Genomic DNA, 16,968 nt, shown 5'->3' with positions numbered 1-16,968 from the left:
CCCTTTTTTGTCAGCTGCGCCAATTGCGCGCGGTGAAGTCCATCGCGAAGGAGGCCGACGGCTTCCAGCCTAGGTCGCGCCGCTTGCCCGTGAGATTTACCGTGCCGTGCAGCACGGTATAGGCGGGATCCTCCCGCTCGCAGATCTCAAGCATCCGCCGCAGCGCCACGCGGCGGCGCCCCAGCTCCGTCGAGGATTGCAGCGCCTCCAGGGCCGCCGCCGCCTCGTCATTCCGCCACTCGCCGCTCGCCCATTGCTGGCCGCTCGGCCCGAAGGCGGCCATGGCGCCCACGGGATCGTTGAAGAAGGCGGTGTTGGAGTTGTCGCGCACCGCGCGGCCGCCATCGGCCAGCAGGATCTGCGACCAGTTCTCCTTCATCTCGATCCGGATGTTCAGCCCGGCTTCGCGCCAGCCCTCCACCAGGATCTGCGCCGTCGGGACCTGGTTGGTGTAGTAGTTGTTCAACAGGCGGTAGGGGATCGGCTCGCCCCTGTACCCGGCCTCCCGCAGCAGCCGCCGCGCCTCGGCGATGTCGTACCGCGGGCTCTCCCAGTCCTCCAGCATCATCGGGCCGTAGAACTCGAACTGCATGCCCTTCGGCACCGGCGCCAGCCCCGCCCACAGTGCCTGCGAAATGGCCTGACGGTCGATGGAATGGGTGATGGCCCGCCGCACCCGCGTATCGCGCAGCACCGGATGCGTCTTGTCGAAGGCCGTCACGCGATGATTGGCGATGGCGCGCCCCACCACCTCGTGCCGCGCGCTGGCCTGCACCACCGGCATCTGGTCCGGCGGCAGATCGCAGGCGAAGTCGAACTCGCCCGTGCGCAGCCCGTTCACCCGCGCCGACACCTCCGGCACCTGCACGAAGCGGATGCTGCGAAGGGGAGGGCGCCCGGCCCAGTGGTCGTCGAAGGCCTCCAGCAGCAGATGCGATTCGGCCCGGTACTCGGCCACGCGATACGGGCCGGTGCCCACGGGCTTCCGCGCCCAGGACAGCCAGTCCGGCGCTGCCTCGAACGCCGCGCGGGAGATGATGCAGGCTGCGGGCCGCGCCAGCCGGCCCTCCAGCGTCACGTCCGGTGTGCGGTTCACCAGCCGCACCGTCCGCGCATCCACCACCTCCATGCGCTCGAAGCCCGGGAAGGCCAGGCGCGCGATCGCCGGCACCTCGGCGGGCGGCTCCTTCGTGCCCGCGCCCGATGTGGTGGAGGTGAACATGCCGCCTGCGGGCGCGGCCGCGCTTCCGCTGCCCCACATGTGCTGCGGCCCGAAGGTGAAGGCCACGTCCTCCGCGGTCAGCGCGCGCCCATCGTGGAACCGGGCCTCCCGCAGATGCAGCTCGAGCGTGCGCTCGTCGATGCGGCGCCAGGATTCCGCAAGCGCCGGCCGCAGCGACATGTCGCCGGTCCAGTCCAGGTCAATCAACGGCTCGAGAAAGCTCGCCACAACCCGCGTCATCACGTTGGATTGCTCGCGCAGCGGTTCCAGCGTGTTCGAGGTGCTGATGGATTGCACCGCCACCGTGATGGCTGGGCGGGCATTGCCCTGCCCGATCGCGAAGCGGGGCAGGGCAAAAACGCTCAACCCCGCAAGCACCACCTGCCGGCGCGAGAATGGGGAAAGTCGAAGCATGGCAGCCATCCATCAAGGGAAGGCCGCACCATTCGGGGTGAGGAACTGTTGCGCCCGCTCGCCCCGATGAACACTTCACGACAGGCGCGCGACGATGCCGCGCGCCCGGTTGCTCAGCTGCGCTCGTAAAGCAGCCGCGCCCGTACTGTGCCCGGAAGCGCGCGCAGCTCCTGCAGCACGGCCTGCGCGTCGCGCAGCTCCTCGGCATCGACGACGACGTAGCCGATCTCGGCATCCGTCTGCAGGTACTGGCCGGCGATGTTCGCACCGTGCCGCGTGAACACTTCGTTCACCGCCGCCAGCGTGCCGGGGTGGTTGCCGTGCACGTGCAGAAAGCGTGCACCGCGCGGACGCGCCGGCAGCACCGCCTCGGGGAAGTTCACGGCTCCGAGCGTCGCGCCCGTGTCGGAGTAGTCGGTAAGCTTGCGCCCCGTCTCCTCGCCAATGCGGGACTGCGCCTCGATCGTGCTGCCGCCGATATGCGGCGTCAGGATCACGTTGCGCAGCCCCTGAAGCGGCGAGACGAAGGGATCCGTGTTCTTCTCCGGCTCCTCGGGGAACACGTCCACAGCCACTCCGTGCAGATGCCCGGATTCCATCGCGGCCCGCACCGCGCCGAGGTCCAGCACGCCGCCGCGGGCATTGTTGATCAGCACCGCGCCCGGCTTCATCAGCGCGATCTCCTCCGCGCCGATCAGCCCGTGCGTCGCCGGCGTCTCCGGCACGTGCAGCGTCACCACATCGGCCGCTTCCAGCAGCGCGCGCAGCGAGGGCATGGACAGGGCATTGCCATGCGGAAGCTTGGGGATGGTGTCGTAGTAGATCACGCGCATGCCGAAGGCCTCGGCCAGCACCGAGATCTGCGCGCCAATATTGCCGTAGCCGACAATGCCCAGCGTCTTGCCGCGAACCTCATGGCTGTCCGCTGCCGACTTGTCCCACACGCCGATATGCGCGTTGTTGGAGCGGCCGGGGATACCGCGCAGCAGCATCACCACCTCTCCCATCACCAGCTCGGCAACTGAGCGCGTGTTGGAGAAGGGAGCGTTGAACACGGGGATGCCGCGCTTGCGGGCGGCCGAGAGGTCCACCTGGTCCGTCCCGATGCAGAAGCAGCCGATGGCCATCAGCCGGTCCGCCTCGTCCAGCACCGCCTGCGTCACCCGCGTGCGCGAACGGATGCCGAGCATGTGGACGCCCTTGATCGCCTCCTTCAGCGCCGCCTCGTCCAGCGCCTTCTTCTCGCGCCGGATGTTGGAGTAACCGGCTGCCTGCAGGATCGCGACCGCGCTGTCGGAAATCCCCTCCAGCAGCAGGAAGCGGATCTTGTCCTTCGAGAGCGAGATAGGGCCTTGGGAGGGGAGGGCGTCGGGCATGGGGGCAGCATTGCCGCAACCCGGCCCGCCCGCGCAACAGCGCCGCGCGCGGGGCAGGGCCGAGCGGGCCGCTGCCCCGGATCTCCAGGCCGGATGGGCTAGCCGAGATTGGCCCGGATCGTCGCCGCCATTTCCTCTGGCGTCACGCCCGGCCGGAACAGCGCCCTGAGCTGCCCGTCCCGCCCCATGAGGTAAGTGAAGGCCGAGTGGTCCATTAGGTAGTCCGAGGAGCCGGGCGGGACGACCTTGTTGTAGTACACCCGGAAGGCCCGGGCCGCGGCGGCCACTCCTTCGGGCGTGCCGGTCAGCCCCATGATGGAAGGGTGGAACAGGGCCACGTAGTCCTTCATCTTCGCCGGCGTGTCCCGCTCCGGATCCACCGTGATGAAGACGGGACGCACGCCCTCCGCCTGGGGCCCGAGCTGGTCCATGGTCTGGGCAATGGCCTGCAGCTCGGTCGGGCAGACATCCGGGCAGAAGGTGAAGCCGAAGAACACCAGCGCCAGCTTGCCGCGCAGATCGGCCTCCGTCACCCGGCGGCCCTCGCCGTCAACCAGCGAGAAGGGCCCGCCGATGGACACGCCCCCGGGCAGGGCCACACCGCCAGCGCTTGGTGCCGGCGCGCCGCCAACCAGCCGGGCAAAGGCCGCCCCGAGCCCTTCCCCAGGCTGGCGGCCGAGATAGGCCGCCCCCCACATGGCCCCGAGGGCGAGGATGAGGAGGACGGCGGCGATGCGAAGGGCGCGGGTCATGGACCGCCATATAGCGCAGCAAGGGCAACGGGGGACGGGGTACAGGCGTTCCGCTTCCTGTTGCCCGGTTCGCCGGGCCCACCAGGCTCAAGAGACCTCGATCCCACGGACCCGAAGAGGAGAGATTCGATGCCCGACCGCATCGCGCAGGACTTGCCTGCGCTCGAGACCCCCGCGCTTCAGACATTGGCCGAGATCGCCAACGACAACATTGCCCAGGCCGGCAGCGTGGGTGGCAGCAGCATCGAGAGCCAGCGCCTTGAGGCCGCGGCCCGCATCCTTCTCGCCGCCCGCCGCGTCCGTGCCCTGGTCGGCACCGTACCGGCGACCCGCGCCCAGGTCAGCGAGCCGAGCGTGGACAGCTTGGCCGCTGCCTGGGACCCGCGCGCCTTGACCGCCCTTGAGTACGCCGAGTCGCTGCCCGTGCGCTCGCTGGATGGCCTGCTTCGCGTCGCACCGCGCTGGGCCGTGGCGATGCGCGACCTGCTCGGCCCGCATACGCCTGGCGCCGCTGCGGCCTGAAGGGCGCGGTTCCCGCGCTCGGCCGGCCCGGTTAGGGCAGCCTTAACCCGGGCCGTGGAGGTTCCGCCGCGTCAAAACGACGCGAGCGAAGCCAAGCATGCCGATCGTGGCCACGGGCGCAGTGCCTGCCATCATTCTGGAAAATGGGCGGGTCGGCGACTGGTCCGCCACCCTCTCCCTCACCGGCGCGACAGGGTTCACTGACGTTGCCCTCACGGGGGCAGCCGGGAACCTTTTCCAGGCGACGCTCGGGCCTTCCGGCGTCGTTACCCTCACGCCCTGGGGCGCGCTGGACCGCGAGGCCTATGCCCCGGGCGCCGACCCCATCCTCGCCTTCGGCCTCACCGCCAGGGTCGGCAGCAGCTGGCAAGCGGTGACCGGTAGCTGGTCCGTTACCCTGCAAGGGCTGGACGACACCGCCCCCTCCGACCTCCGCTTCTCTACCGGCGGCACCGTGCTCGAGAACGATGTCGGTGCGGCGATCGGCAGCCTGGTTGCCGACGACCCCGACAGCGCCGCCGCCCGCCTCGAATACCGTGTCCTCTGGCCCGACGAGGCGATGTTCGAGATCGTCGGCACCACGCTGAAGCTGCGCGACGGCGTGGACCTTCTGCGCCTTGGCGGCACCACGCGCGAGGTGATGATCGGCGTCTCCGACGGGCTGAACGAGACGGCATTCAGCCTCGCCGTCCGCGTGGCCAATGTCACCGACCAGGACGGCACCGCCCCCTCTCCGCCGGCAGCCCCGCCCGCCTCGCCGCCGAGCTCCCCGGCATCTCCGCCCAGCTCGCCACCCGCATCCCCGCCGGCATCGCTTCCCAGTTCGCCGCCCGCATCCCCGCCCACATTCCCGCCGACATCTCCACCGGCCTCTCCGCCCAGCTCGCCGCCCCCATCCCCGCCCGCCCCGCCGCCACCGCCTCCCGCCGCCGACATTCTCATCACCCATACCGGCAACTCGACCGCAGTCGCGGAGGGCGGGGCGACGGACGTTTTCACCGTAAGCCTGTCCTACAAGCCAACCGCCACGGTGAATCTCACCCTGACCGTTGGCGCCGACCTGAATCTTTCGCGCAGTGCCAACGGCACCTTCGGTAAGACCGTCTCCTTCGCCATCGCCCCCGCCGACTGGAACCGCCCGCGAAACGTGGTCGTCGCGGCGGTGGACGACGCAGTCTATGAGCGGCGAGACTCCGCGCCGATCACCATCACGGCCGCCAGCGCCGATATGGCCTTCAACCTCTCCAATCTCGGCTTCATCGTCCCGATCACGGACAACGACCTCCCGGCCTCGCCACCGCCGCCGCCGCCCTCACCGCCGCCTTCACCCGGCCTCGTCATTCAGCAAACTGGTGGGACCACGGCGGTGGCCGAGCGGGGCGGTGGGGACAGCTTCTCGATCGCGCTGAGCGCGCGCCCGCTCTCGCCGGTCACCGTCACCTTGTCGGGCGGGCCCGACCTCCTGCTCGCCCCCAGCGGCGGCGCGCCCGCCGAATCCATCACTCTCACCTTCACCGAGGCAAACTGGGCGGCCCCGCGCGCCGTCATGGTCAGCGCCGTCAACGACCTGTTGCTGGAGGGGACGGCCTTCGAGACCATCGCTTTCAATCTCTCCAGCGGCGATCCCGGCTTCAACCGCCTTCCCCTCGCCGGCCTTGCGGTGAAGGTGCAGGACGCGCCGCCGCCCGCCTCTCCCCCTGCACCACCGCCACCCCTCATCTTGCCTACCAAGCTGACCCCCGGCGTCAGCTTCGGCCTTGGTGCGATGTCGGACCACGGCGAGGCGGTGCTGGTCCGAACCTCCGCCGAGGTGCTGAGCGTCGGTGCGGCCCAGGGCGGCCTGCTCGTCGCACTGCGCGACGGCACCAGTACGCTGCTCACGGGCGCGACGAGCGTCGCCTTCTCCGACGGCCATCTCGTCTTCGATGGTGAGTCCGCCGGCGCACGGGCATTGCGCGCATACCAGGCGATCCAGGGTACCAACCCCTCGGCCGAGGCCGTGGCCCACACGGCGCGCCTGCTGGAGCGGGGCGTCCCGATGGAGGCGGTGACGGCCTCCCTGCTCGATACGCGCGAATGGGCCATGCGCAGCGCGGCGCTCACCAACACGCAGAAGATCCAGCTGATCTACCAGGACGTGATCGGCTACGCGGCGCCGAAAGGCGCGCTCGACTGGCTGACCTCTGCGGTCGCCAACGGCGCCAGCCTGACCCAGCTCTCGGCCGTGCTGATCGACACGCCACAGGCCGCGACCTTCTCTGAACAGCAGAATCCGAAAGGCGTCTGGCTGCAGGACTCGACCCGGCTGGAGGTGGTGCGCGCTTACGACGCGGTACTCGACCAGGCGCCCGATTCGGCGGCCCTGGCCCGATGGTCCAGCCTGATTGAGACCGGCGCCGTCACCGTGCACCAGTTTTATGAATATCTCTCCTCCACCGAACTCTTCCAGGCGAGGCACGGCGCGCAATCCAATGCGGAGTTCATCGCAACGGCGTACCAGGCAGCCCTGGAGCGGCCCGCCACCTCCGCCGAACTGGCCTCGTCCACCTCGCTGCTGAACCGGGGCCTGGTCGGGCGCGTGGAGATGCTGCACGCCCTCGGGGACCTGCAGCAGGGACTCGGCAGCGCCCCTAGCAGCCCCCAGGGACCACAGCAGACGGTCTACGAGGAGCGGCAGGCCGAAGGCGACGTGCTGCGCCGCGGTCAATCCCTCGCCGACCTCGCTATCTCGAAGGCCGGCTTTGCCGTCAGCACCGGCTCCGCCGCCGACCTGTCCCGCATCGACCTGGCGCTCGACGGGCTGGTGCTGCGCTGGCGCGACGGCGCGGTGGAGCGGCTCGGCGGGGTGGAAGCCCTGTCCTTCGCCGACGGCCGCCTCGTGCTTGACGGCGGCTCGGACGAAGCACTCGTGGTGCGCCTCTATGAATCGACCATCGGCATCCGGCTGGAGCCGACCATCATCGCGCAATTCGAAGCCTATCTCGACAGGGGCGTCTCGCCCGAGGTCCTCACCCAGATGTTCCTGAACACCGACCAGGCTCATGCACGGCTGGCCGGGCTGGACCAGGGCGGTCAGATCAGCCTCATCTACACCGGGTTGTTCGGCTACAGGCCGCTTCCGGACGCGCTGGCCTATATCAAGTCAACCATGGCGAACGGCCTCAGCCTCGCCGGCGTGACGGCTTGGCTCGCCCAGCTTCCCGAGGCAGCCGCCGCCTTCGAGAGGAGCCACTCGACCGGCCTCTGGATCCCCGACCCGCTCGGCGCGGCCGTCGTGCGGGCGTTCGACACGATGCTGGATATGGCGCCCGACCCCGCCAGCCTCCTGATCTGGAAGAGCGCCGTCCCGACCCCCGGCGCGCTCCAGGTGTTGTACCAGACCTTGTCCGGCACGGACCTTCACGCCGCCCGCTATGACGGGGTCAGCGAGGAGGCCTGGGTTACCGGCCACTACAGAGCCGCGCTGGAGCGCGAGCCGCTTCCCGCTGAGGTCCGGCAATCCGCCGGCCTGTTGGAGAGCGGCGCCGTGTCCTTTCTCGACATGGCGCACGCCATTGCCGATCTGCAGCCCCTAGCGGATCCGCCGCGCTTCGCGACCGGCCTGAACCTCGACCTGCTCTGATCCGTCACGGCACCGCGGACACCTCTCGCTTGAGGCAGCGCAGCGTGAAAGCGCTGCGGGTGTGCCGAACCCCAGGCAAGCGATAGATCTTTTCCCGCAACAGCGTCTCGTATCCCGCCGTTCCGCCGACGGCGGCCTTGATGATGTAGTCGTACTCTCCGGTGACGAGGTGGCACTCCAGGATCTCGGGGATCCCGTGCACCGCTTCCTCGAAACGTCGAAGTGCGCCCTCGTCGTGCTTCTCCATCATCACCTCGAGGAAGACGGTATCCGGCATGCCCAGCGCGGCCTGATCCAGCAGCGCGGCGTAGCCCTTGATCACCCCAGCAGCCTCCAGCCGCTTCACCCGGGTCCAGCAGGGAGAAGGGGAAAGCCCCACCTCTTCCGCCAGTTCGGCATTGGAGAGCCGCCCGCGTCGGGCCAGCGCCCGCAGGATGCGTCGGTCCGTGGCGTCCATCTTTCCCCCGATCTGCAGAAGCTTCTTCTGTCCTTTCGGCGGTGCACAACGAAAAACGGGAGAGAACCGCCGGGATATCCGGTCCATCCTCTCCCATATCCAGGAAGAGAACGAGCCCCGCCAAAGGGGCCCTGGCGAGGAGCCCTCGATGGGAAGCGTGCAGCGGGCGACGATGCGGCTGGAGGATCGCTGGGAATCCAGCGCCGATCCCGTTCTGATGACCGGCATCCAGGCCCTGGTGCGTCTGCCGATGGAGCAGCGCGCCCTCGATCGGGCCGCGGGCCACGACACGGCAGGCTTTGTCACCGGCTATCGCGGCAGCCCGCTCGGCACCTATGACAAGGAACTGCAGAAGCAGTCCAAGCGCCTGCTGGAGGCCGGCGTCGTCTTCCAGCCCGGCCTGAACGAGGATCTCGCGGCCACCGCGGCCTGGGGGAGTCAGCAGTCCAACCTGTTCAACGATGGCAAGAAGGACGGCGTCTTCGCCATCTGGTACGGCAAGGGCCCGGGGGTGGACCGCAGCGGCGACGCGCTGCGCCACGCCAACATGGCCGGTACCTCCCCGCTCGGCGGCGTGCTGGCCCTCGCCGGCGACGACCCATCCGCCAAGTCATCCACGGTCGCCAACGCCTCCGACCACGCCTTCATGGATCTCGAAATCCCCTTCCTGGATCCGTCCGGCGTCGGCGAGATCCTGGAGTTCGGCCTGAAGGGCCTGGCCTTATCCCGCTTTTCCGGCCTCTGGGCCGCGATGAAATGCGTGGCCGACACCATGGATGCCAGCGCCAGCTTCCGCATCGACCCGGCCTGGACCCCCATCATCCCCGAAGGCGATTTCGAGGGCGAGGACGGCCGCCACATCCGCCTGCGCGACATCGTCCTCGCCCAGGAACGCCGCCTCCGCCTCACGCGCCTTCCCGCCGCCATCGCCTTCGCCCGCGCGAACGGGCTGGACCGGGTGGTGCTGGATTCGCCGCGCCCGCGCTTCGGCATCGCCGCCCGTGGCAAAGCCTACGCCACTCTTCGCCAGTCGATGCTCGATCTCGGCATCGACGACGCCGCGGCCCGCCTTCTCGGCCTTCGCATCTGGAAGGTCGGCCTCGCCTGGCCGCTGGATGCCGAAGCCGCCCGCGCCTTCGCGCAGGGGCTGGAGGAAGTCCTCGTCGTCGAGGACCGCCGCTCCTTCCTCGAAGCCCAGCTGCGCGACGCGCTCTACGGCACGAACAACGCCCCTCGCATCACGGGCAAGCGCGATGCCGATGGCGCCCCGCTGCTCTCCGAGCTTACGGAACTCGACGCCGCCGCGGTCGCCCGCGCCCTCGACGCCCGCCTCCCGCGGGAGGCCCGCCCCGAGAGCATGGCCACGCGCCTGGCCACGCTGAACGCCCTCACCGAGGCTGCCCGTGCACCCATTGCGCTCCGCCAGCCCTGGTTCTGCCCGGGCTGCCCGCACAACAGCTCGACAGTGGTGCCCGAAGGCTCACGCGCCATGGCGGGCATCGGCTGCCACTACATGGCCACCTGGATGGACCGCTCCACCGAGGTCTTCACCCAGATGGGCGGGGAGGGCGCTCCCTGGCTCGGCCAGATGGCCTTCGTGAATACGCCCCATGTCTTCGCCAATCTCGGCGACGGCACCTACTCGCATTCCGGCAGCCTCGCCGTGCGCGCCGCGATCGCGGCCAAGGCGAACATCACCTACAAGATCCTGGTCAACGGTGCCGTCGCCATGACCGGCGGCCAGGCGCCCGAGGCCGAGATGACCGTGCCCCGCATCGCCGCCCAGATGGCGGCCGAGGGCGTCGCCTCCATCACCGTCGTGTCGGACGATCCGGGCCGCCACCAGCACGACCCGTCGATGCCCAAGGGCACCGCCTTCCACCACCGCGACAGCCTGGATGCCGTGCAGAAGACCCTGCGCGAAACCTCGGGCGTCAGCATCCTCATCTACGACCAGGAATGCGCCACCGAGCGCCGCCGCCACCGCAAGCGCGGTACCGCGGCGGCCGCGACGAAGCGCGTGGTGATCAATCCCCGCGTCTGTGAGGATTGCGGCGATTGCGGCGTGCAGTCCAACTGCCTGGCCGTACAGCCCGTGCAGACCGAGTTTGGCCAGAAACGCGCCATCGACCAGAGCGCCTGCAACCAGGACTTCTCCTGCCTCAAGGGCTTCTGCCCCTCCTTCGTCACCCTTGAGGGCGCTGAGATCGCGGCGCATCCCGAGGCTGCCGCAACACCGACCAACCTGCCCGATCCCGTGCAGCCCGCCCTGCGCGGCGAGGCCTGGAACATCGTCCTCGCGGGCATCGGCGGGCAGGGCACCACCGCTCTCTCCGCCATCCTCGCCATGGCCGCGCATATCGACGGCCGCCCTGTCCGCACGATGGACCAGCTCGGCCTCGCCCAGAAGGGCGGTGGCGTGCAGGCCCAGCTTCGCATCGGTGCGGAAGGGGCCGCGCCCGAAACCCTGGCCGGTCCCCGTATCGGCGCCGGCCAGGCTGATCTGTTGATCGCCGCCGACGCCATCGGTGCGCACGGCGCCTCCGTTCGCCCGCTGCTCTCGGCCGACCGCACGGCGACCGTGGTGAATGCGGAACTCGCGGCCACCGCGGGCTTCCTCCTCGGCACCCCGCGCGCGGAGAGCGGCGCCATCCTCGACAACCTGCGCGCCGTCTCGCGCGACCTCGTCGCGCTGCCCGCCACGCAGCGTGTGGAGGAGACGCTGGGCGACGCCATCTTTCTCAACGTCTTCCTGCTCGGCACCGCCTTCCAGCGCGGTCTCCTGCCGCTCTCCCAGGCCGCGATCGACCGCGCGCTGGAGCTGAACGGCACCGCCATCGACCGCAACAAGCAGGCCTTCGCCCTCGGCCGCGCCGCTGCGCTGGAGGCCCCCGCCGAGCCGCGTGCCCCCGAGACCCTCGACGCGCTGATCGCCCGCCGCATCGCCGACCTCACCGCGTATCAGAGCGCTGCCTACGCGCGGAACTACGCCGATTATGTCGCCCGCATCCGTGCCCCCCCCGGTGCGGACGAGTCCCTCGCCCGCGCCGTCGCCATCCAGCTCCACCGCCTGATGGCCTATAAGGATGAATACGAGGTCGCCCGCCTCCACGCCGACACCGCCTGGCAGGCCTCGCTCGCCGGCCACTTCACCGGCACGCGCCGCGTGGTGATGCACCTCGCCCCGCCCGTCCTCAACGGCACCGATGCCAACACCGGCCGCCCGAAAAAGCGCGAGTTCGGCCCCTGGATGCTGCGCGCCATGTCGCTGCTGCGGCACGGCAAGATCCTGCGTGGCACCCTGCTCGATCCCTTCGGCCGCACGGAGGAGCGCCGCACCGAGCGCGCCCTCATCGCCGAGTTCCGCCAGGGGCTGGACGCGATGCTCCCGCGCCTCAATGCCACCACGCGCGACACCATCCGCGAGTGGGTCGAGGCCTGGGCCGGCATCCGCGGCTTCGGCCCCATCAAGCACGCCAACATCGAGAAGACGCGCCCCCGCCTGACCGCCATCGCTGCCCGTCTCGACGCCCCGGCGACGGTCCCCGCCATGGCTGCGGAATAGACCCTGCGCCAGGGATGGATGATGGCAGGGGCAGGGAACGGGCCGGTCGACCCTGCGTTCAGGGTCGACGCGGCGCGGTCGTCCCGAAGGTCAGCACGCCCTGTGTTCCTGCCGCCGGATGCGCATCCCCGGTGAAGGCCAGCGCAAAATCCGGCCGGCCCGCCGTGCCCGAGGAGATGCGGTAGGTGATCTGCCGTGCCATCCCCGCGCCGGGCACGGGCACGCTGCCATCGAAGGCGCGCGTCACCGTCAGCCCCGGCCGCCGCACGCCCTCGGCCAGCCGCACGAACAGCGCTTCGGCCGTCTCCACATCCATCCGCTGCAGCCGCATCGAGCAGGCGAGCGGCCGCGAGGTGAGCACGAGCACCAGCGCCCCCGTCGTCCCCCCGCGCGCCGCCAGCACCTGCCCCTGGGCCCCGCGCAGCAACGGCGCCGTCCGCTCGGCCGGCAGAGGCGTGAACCCCGCTTCCCGCGCCGCGGTGAGGCTGTCTCCGCCCGTCAGCACGCGCGCGCAGATCTGCAGGAAGCTGCCCATGGCCGCCGCCGTCTCCTCTGTCAGCGGCGCCGCCGCCCGGGCAGGGGGGGCAGGGAGGGCGGCCAGCAGCACGGCCGCCAGCAGAACTGGACGCCACGGCGTGGACGCGCGCCAATGAGGCAAACGAGGAAACGAGATCATGCCCCTGGATAGCGCCTTCGACCTGCCCGAGGACACCCGCGCCCTGCAGGAGACCGCCCAGGACTTCGCCCGCGACGTTCTGGCCCCGCGTGCCCTGGAATGGGACGCCACGCGTCACTTCCCTGTCGAGGAGATGCGCCAGGCCGCCGCCCTGGGCATGGCCGCCCTCTATGTCCGTGAGGAGTCCGGCGGCGCCGGCCTCACCCGCCTGGACGCCGCCGTGGTGTTCGAGGCGCTCGCCACGGGCTGCCCGACCACCTCGGCCTTCCTCTCCATCCACAACATGGTCGCCTGGATGATCGACCGCTGGGGGAACGACACCCAGCGCGCCGAGCACCTGCCGTCTCTCATCACCATGGAGCGCCTCGCCTCCTACTGCCTCACCGAGCCTGGCTCTGGCAGCGATGCGGCCGCGCTGCGGACCAAGGCGGCGCGCGACAACCAGGGCTACGTCCTGAACGGCTCCAAGCAGTTCATCTCCGGCGCCGGCGTCTCGGACCTCTACCTCACCGTGGCGCGTACCGGCGGCGACGGCCCGGACGGCATCTCCGCCCTGCTGGTCCCGAAAGACACGCCAGGCCTCTCCTTCGGCGCGAACGAGAAGAAAATGGGCTGGAACGCCCAGCCCACCCGCGCCATGGAATTCACCGATGCCCGTGTCTCCGCCGACGCCCTGCTGGGCGAGGAGGGCCAGGGCTTCCGCATGGCAATGGCGGGACTGGACGGCGGCCGCCTGAACATCGCCGCCTGCTCGATCGGCGGCGCCCAGCGCGCGCTCGACATCGCGCTCGGCTATGTCCGGGAACGGCGCGCCTTCGGCAAAGCGGTCTCCGACTTCCAGGCCACCCAGTTCCGCCTGGCCGATATGGCGACGGAACTGGAGGCTGCCCGCTCCCTCCTCTGGCGCGCCTGCGCCAAGCTGGACAGCAAGGCGCCTGATGCCGGCCCTTTCTGCGCGATGGCGAAGCGCTTCGCCTCCGACACCGGCCACCGCGTTGCGGACGAGGCGCTACAGCTCCTCGGCGGCTACGGCTACCTGCACGACTACGGGGTAGAGAAGCTCGTCCGCGATCTTCGCGTGCACCGCATCTTGGAAGGCACCAACGAGATCATGCGCGTCATCATCGCCCGCCACCTGCTCGGCCGCCGCTGAAGCCCGACGGCCGCTTCCGGCGCGTCGTTGACACGGCCGGGAGCCCTGGCTCACAGTTCCGGGAACGAAGCGTCGCGCAGAGTGCGCGACCCGTGCGGGTGCCAGGATGGCGCCACCCAAGGAGGCGGAATGCAGCGCTGGCCCCTCGCCATGCCTCCTTCGAGGGCCGCGGGAACCATCGCCCTGGCCGCCAGCCTGCTGCTCGCCGCCGTGCAGCCCGGCCTTGCCCAGGGTGAGATGCGCAGCGTCGTCGTCCCAGCCGACGGCGCGGTGGTCATTCCGCCACGCAGCGCGCCCCGCATGGCCGCCCGCCCGGCAGGTACCGGCGCCGGCATCCCCATCCCGCCCGGCGCATCCCGCGGTGGCTCGGCCCTCTTGCCAGATACCGGCCTCGGCCTTGCCGCGCCCGTCCTCGGCATGATCCTGCCGCTCGTCGCGGGCGCCGTCCTTGGCGGCACCGTCGCCGGCTCGCGTGGTGGCGGCAGCTCGGCCCCCGCCCGCACGCAATGACGGCCTAATCCTCTTCGGGACGAGGCCGCGGCGGCGCCACCGCCTCCAACCGCCGCTTCAGCACCTTCACCTGCCGCTGCAAATCCCCGTTCTCCCGCTGGCACTGCCGCAGCCGGGATTGCGCCGCCTCCAGCAGATCGGGTGGAGGCGGCGGCGCCCGGCGGGACTGCGCCGATCCCCGCCCTGTCCCGGGATCCGCCGCCAGCAGCTCCTGCCAGCTCAGCCCCAGTCGCTTCATCAGCCGATGCGCTGCCAGGGCCGCCGAGGCCCGCTCGCCCTCGAATTCCGAGCCGAGCAGCCCGAGAACCCGCGCCAGCTTCGCCGCATCGCACGCCCGCATCCCGTCCGCCCCAAACCCTGCCAGCCCAAGCCAAGCCAAGTCGCGGCGCCCCGCGCGGTTGCCTGCCGAGCTGCCGAAACCGGGCTGTGGGGGCTGCGCCCGGCCCCGATCCGCCCTATTCCCGTCCCACCACAGCAGGAAGGGGCCAACCCTCATGTCCAACGCCGAAGGCCCCACCCGCGCCGCCGCCATCGCCCGCGCCCAGGCCGAGTTCGACAGCGGCGCCTTCCGCGATCGCCTGGCCGCGCTGATCGCCATCCCCTCCACCTCGCAGGACCCGGCCGCCGCGCCCGAATGCCGCCGCTACCTCGAGGAGGGGATCACTCCCTGGCTCGCGCGGCTCGGCTTCGAGTCCAGCATCCACGCCAACCCGGACCCGTCCTGCGGCCCCATCCTCATCGCCAGCCGCATCGAGGACCCCTCCCGCCCCACCGCGCTGCTCTACGGCCATGGCGACACTGTGCGCGGCCTGGACGACCAGTGGTCCGAGGGCCTCAAGCCCTGGACGCTGACGGAGAAGGACGGCCTCTGGTACGGCCGCGGCACCGCCGACAACAAGGGCCAGCACATCATCAACCTCGCCGCGCTGGAGGCCGTGCTGGCTGAACGCGGTGGAAAGCTTGGCGCCAATGTGAAGCTGGTGCTGGAGATGTCCGAGGAGCTCGGCTCCAAGGGCCTGCGCGACTTCGTGGCCGCGAACACGGACCTCCTGGCCGCCGATGCCCTCATCGCCTCCGACGGCCCGCGCGTGGAACCCGCGCTGCCCACCATCGCCGCGGGCTCGCGCGGCAGCTTCATGTTCGACCTCGTGGTGAAGCTGCGCGGCGGCGGCGTGCATTCCGGCCACTGGGGCGGGCTGACGACGGACCCCGCGATCCTCCTCTCCCACGCCATCGCCAGCATCGCCGACAGCCATGGCAAGATCCTGGTGCGGGACTGGTTGCCCGGCGAGACCGTGCCCGCCCCCATCCGCGCCGCGCTCGAAGGCTGCCCGGTTGGGGGAGGGGAGGGCGCGGCCACCATCGACGAGGGCTGGGGCGAGCCCGGCCTCACCTCCGCCGAGAAGATCTATGGCTGGGCGAGCTTCATTGTGCTGGCCATGCTCAGTGGCCGCCCGGAAGCCCCGGTGAACGCCGTGGCGCCCGATGCCCGTGCCGTCTGCCAGATCCGCTACACCGGCGATTCCAACCCGGAGAAGTTCGTCCCCGCCCTGCGCGCGCATCTGGACGCGGCCGGGCTGCAGCAGGTCGCCATCGAGCGCACGGGCATCCGCATGCCCGCCAGCCGCACCCCGCCCGACAACCCCTGGGTGCTCTGGACGAAGGCGAGCATGGAGCGGTCGCTCAACACCCGCGTGCAGGTCACGCCGAACGCCTCGGGCGGCCTGCCCGGCGATGTCTTCGTGGACCTGCTCGGCACCCCGCTCGTCTGGGTCCCGCATTCCTACAACGGCTGCAAGCAGCACGGGCCGGACGAGCACACCATTCCCGCCATGATGCGCGAGGGCCTGACCGCCTTCGCCGGCATCTGGTGGGATCTCGGCGAGGCGGGAACCCCCGGCCGCCGCTGAAACAGCTGTGCGGGCGGCCAGGCCGCCCGCACCTCCATCGGAAGCCTTCCTTTACTTCACGGCCGCGAGCGGGCGTTTGCCGGATTGCGCACGGCGGCATTCCCGCACCTTGCTCCCGTCACGCTTCCTCACGCGCGTGCCCTCCAGGCGTTACATGCCCGCTGCCATCTTCAGCGGCATCGTCACAGGAGGACGAACCGATGACCCGGACCCGCAAACTCACCCTTTCCGCCTTCGCCGCCGCCCTCGGCCTCGGTGCCCTCGGCACCGCCGCTATGGCCCAGGGCGGCCCCATGGGCGCAGACCGCCTGTTCCAGTCCGCCGACGCCAACCATGACGGCCGCGTCACCGAGGCTGAGGCCTGGACCGCGCTCTCCGCCCGCTTCGCCGAGGTGGACGCCAACAAGGATGGCGGCGTGAGCTGGGACGAGTTCCGCAGCCATGTGCAGGCGCAGATGTCCGCCCGCCGCGGCGATCGACCCGCCCCGCCTGGCGGCCGGATGGCCCGGATGGAGGAGCGCGGCCAGGCCATGTTCCGCGGCATGGACGCCGACCGCGACGGCCGCGTGACCCTGGCGGAGCTGCGCCCCTTTGCCGAGGCGATGTTCCGCGCGCGCGACACGAACAATGACACGGCCCTGAGCGCGGACGAGCTGCGGCCCCATCGCGCCCGTGCGGAGCGGCCGGCCCGCATGCCGGTAGCGCCGACCCAAGCGCAGTAAAGCAAGACCGGGGGAAGGAATTCCCCCGGACCGATCTATGTCGATCTCAGGAAATGCGGACAACGAG

At 70.6% G+C, this 16,968-nt stretch carries 13 protein-coding genes; 7 read left to right on the top strand and 6 right to left on the bottom strand.

Annotation, left to right across the window (positions count from 1 at the left end; all coding sequences use genetic code 11):
* Positions 1-10: 10 nt before the first annotated feature.
* From ACVBD7_RS11705 to ACVBD7_RS11695, 3 genes are all read right to left on the bottom strand, one after another.
* Entirely contained in the window at positions 11-1,636 is a 1,626-nt protein-coding gene (locus ACVBD7_RS11705; RefSeq protein WP_458093366.1) for an ABC transporter substrate-binding protein, read from the bottom strand.
* A gap of 113 nt (positions 1,637-1,749) precedes the next feature.
* On the bottom strand, positions 1,750-3,012 hold the full coding sequence (gene serA / locus ACVBD7_RS11700; protein ID WP_458093365.1) for a phosphoglycerate dehydrogenase: 1,263 nt from the start codon (positions 3,010-3,012) through the stop codon (positions 1,750-1,752).
* Between the two features lie 98 nt (positions 3,013-3,110).
* Positions 3,111-3,764 (bottom strand): SCO family protein, encoded by a 654-nt coding sequence (locus ACVBD7_RS11695; RefSeq protein ID WP_458093364.1) that lies wholly within the window; start codon positions 3,762-3,764, stop codon positions 3,111-3,113.
* Positions 3,765-3,893: 129 nt separating this feature from the next.
* Between ACVBD7_RS11695 and ACVBD7_RS11690 the strand changes: the two genes are divergently transcribed.
* Together ACVBD7_RS11690 and ACVBD7_RS11685 are read left to right on the top strand one after the other, a co-directional pair.
* Positions 3,894-4,286 carry a hypothetical protein gene (locus ACVBD7_RS11690; protein WP_458093363.1) on the top strand — a complete coding sequence of 131 codons (393 nt, stop codon included), beginning with the start codon at positions 3,894-3,896 and terminating at the stop codon, positions 4,284-4,286.
* Positions 4,287-4,383: 97 nt separating this feature from the next.
* The gene (locus tag ACVBD7_RS11685) at positions 4,384-7,908 is read left to right on the top strand and encodes a DUF4214 domain-containing protein (RefSeq protein WP_458093362.1); all 3,525 of its coding nucleotides are present in this window, start codon (positions 4,384-4,386) and stop codon (positions 7,906-7,908) included.
* A gap of 4 nt (positions 7,909-7,912) precedes the next feature.
* On the opposite strand, the gene ACVBD7_RS11680 is transcribed toward ACVBD7_RS11685, so the two are convergent.
* Positions 7,913-8,365 carry an Lrp/AsnC family transcriptional regulator gene (locus ACVBD7_RS11680; RefSeq protein WP_458093361.1) on the bottom strand — a complete coding sequence of 151 codons (453 nt, stop codon included), beginning with the start codon at positions 8,363-8,365 and terminating at the stop codon, positions 7,913-7,915.
* 148 nt (positions 8,366-8,513) lie between these two features.
* Between ACVBD7_RS11680 and ACVBD7_RS11675 the strand changes: the two genes are divergently transcribed.
* Positions 8,514-11,930: an indolepyruvate ferredoxin oxidoreductase family protein gene (locus ACVBD7_RS11675; protein WP_458093359.1), complete on the top strand. Its 3,417-nt coding sequence runs from the start codon at positions 8,514-8,516 to the stop codon at positions 11,928-11,930.
* 58 nt (positions 11,931-11,988) lie between these two features.
* Here the strand turns inward: ACVBD7_RS11675 and ACVBD7_RS11670 are convergent, their stop codons facing one another.
* Entirely contained in the window at positions 11,989-12,606 is a 618-nt protein-coding gene (locus ACVBD7_RS11670) for an NMCC_0638 family (lipo)protein (RefSeq protein ID WP_458093358.1), read from the bottom strand.
* Between ACVBD7_RS11670 and ACVBD7_RS11665 the strand changes: the two genes are divergently transcribed.
* Together ACVBD7_RS11665 and ACVBD7_RS11660 are read left to right on the top strand one after the other, a co-directional pair.
* A complete protein-coding gene (locus tag ACVBD7_RS11665) occupies positions 12,605-13,759 on the top strand; it encodes an acyl-CoA dehydrogenase family protein (RefSeq protein WP_458093356.1) in 1,155 nt (384 codons plus the stop codon). The genes ACVBD7_RS11670 and ACVBD7_RS11665 overlap by 2 nt on opposite strands.
* A 129-nt stretch (positions 13,760-13,888) precedes the next feature.
* Positions 13,889-14,269, top strand: coding sequence for a hypothetical protein (locus tag ACVBD7_RS11660; RefSeq protein WP_458093355.1), 381 nt, complete (start codon positions 13,889-13,891; stop codon positions 14,267-14,269).
* 4 nt (positions 14,270-14,273) lie between these two features.
* Here ACVBD7_RS11660 and ACVBD7_RS11655 read toward each other — a convergent pair whose 3' ends face one another.
* Positions 14,274-14,765, bottom strand: coding sequence for a DUF2786 domain-containing protein (locus ACVBD7_RS11655; protein ID WP_458093353.1), 492 nt, complete (start codon positions 14,763-14,765; stop codon positions 14,274-14,276).
* Between ACVBD7_RS11655 and ACVBD7_RS11650 the strand changes: the two genes are divergently transcribed.
* On the top strand, positions 14,764-16,179 hold the full coding sequence (locus ACVBD7_RS11650; RefSeq protein WP_458093352.1) for a M20/M25/M40 family metallo-hydrolase: 1,416 nt from the start codon (positions 14,764-14,766) through the stop codon (positions 16,177-16,179). The genes ACVBD7_RS11655 and ACVBD7_RS11650 overlap by 2 nt on opposite strands.
* 200 nt (positions 16,180-16,379) lie before the next feature.
* Positions 16,380-16,901, top strand: coding sequence for an EF-hand domain-containing protein (locus tag ACVBD7_RS11645; protein WP_458093351.1), 522 nt, complete (start codon positions 16,380-16,382; stop codon positions 16,899-16,901).
* Positions 16,902-16,968 lie beyond the last annotated feature (67 nt).

The sequence above is a fragment of the Roseomonas sp. WA12 genome, from assembly GCF_054165765.1.
This window is presented reverse-complemented; position numbering and strand designations above follow the sequence as displayed.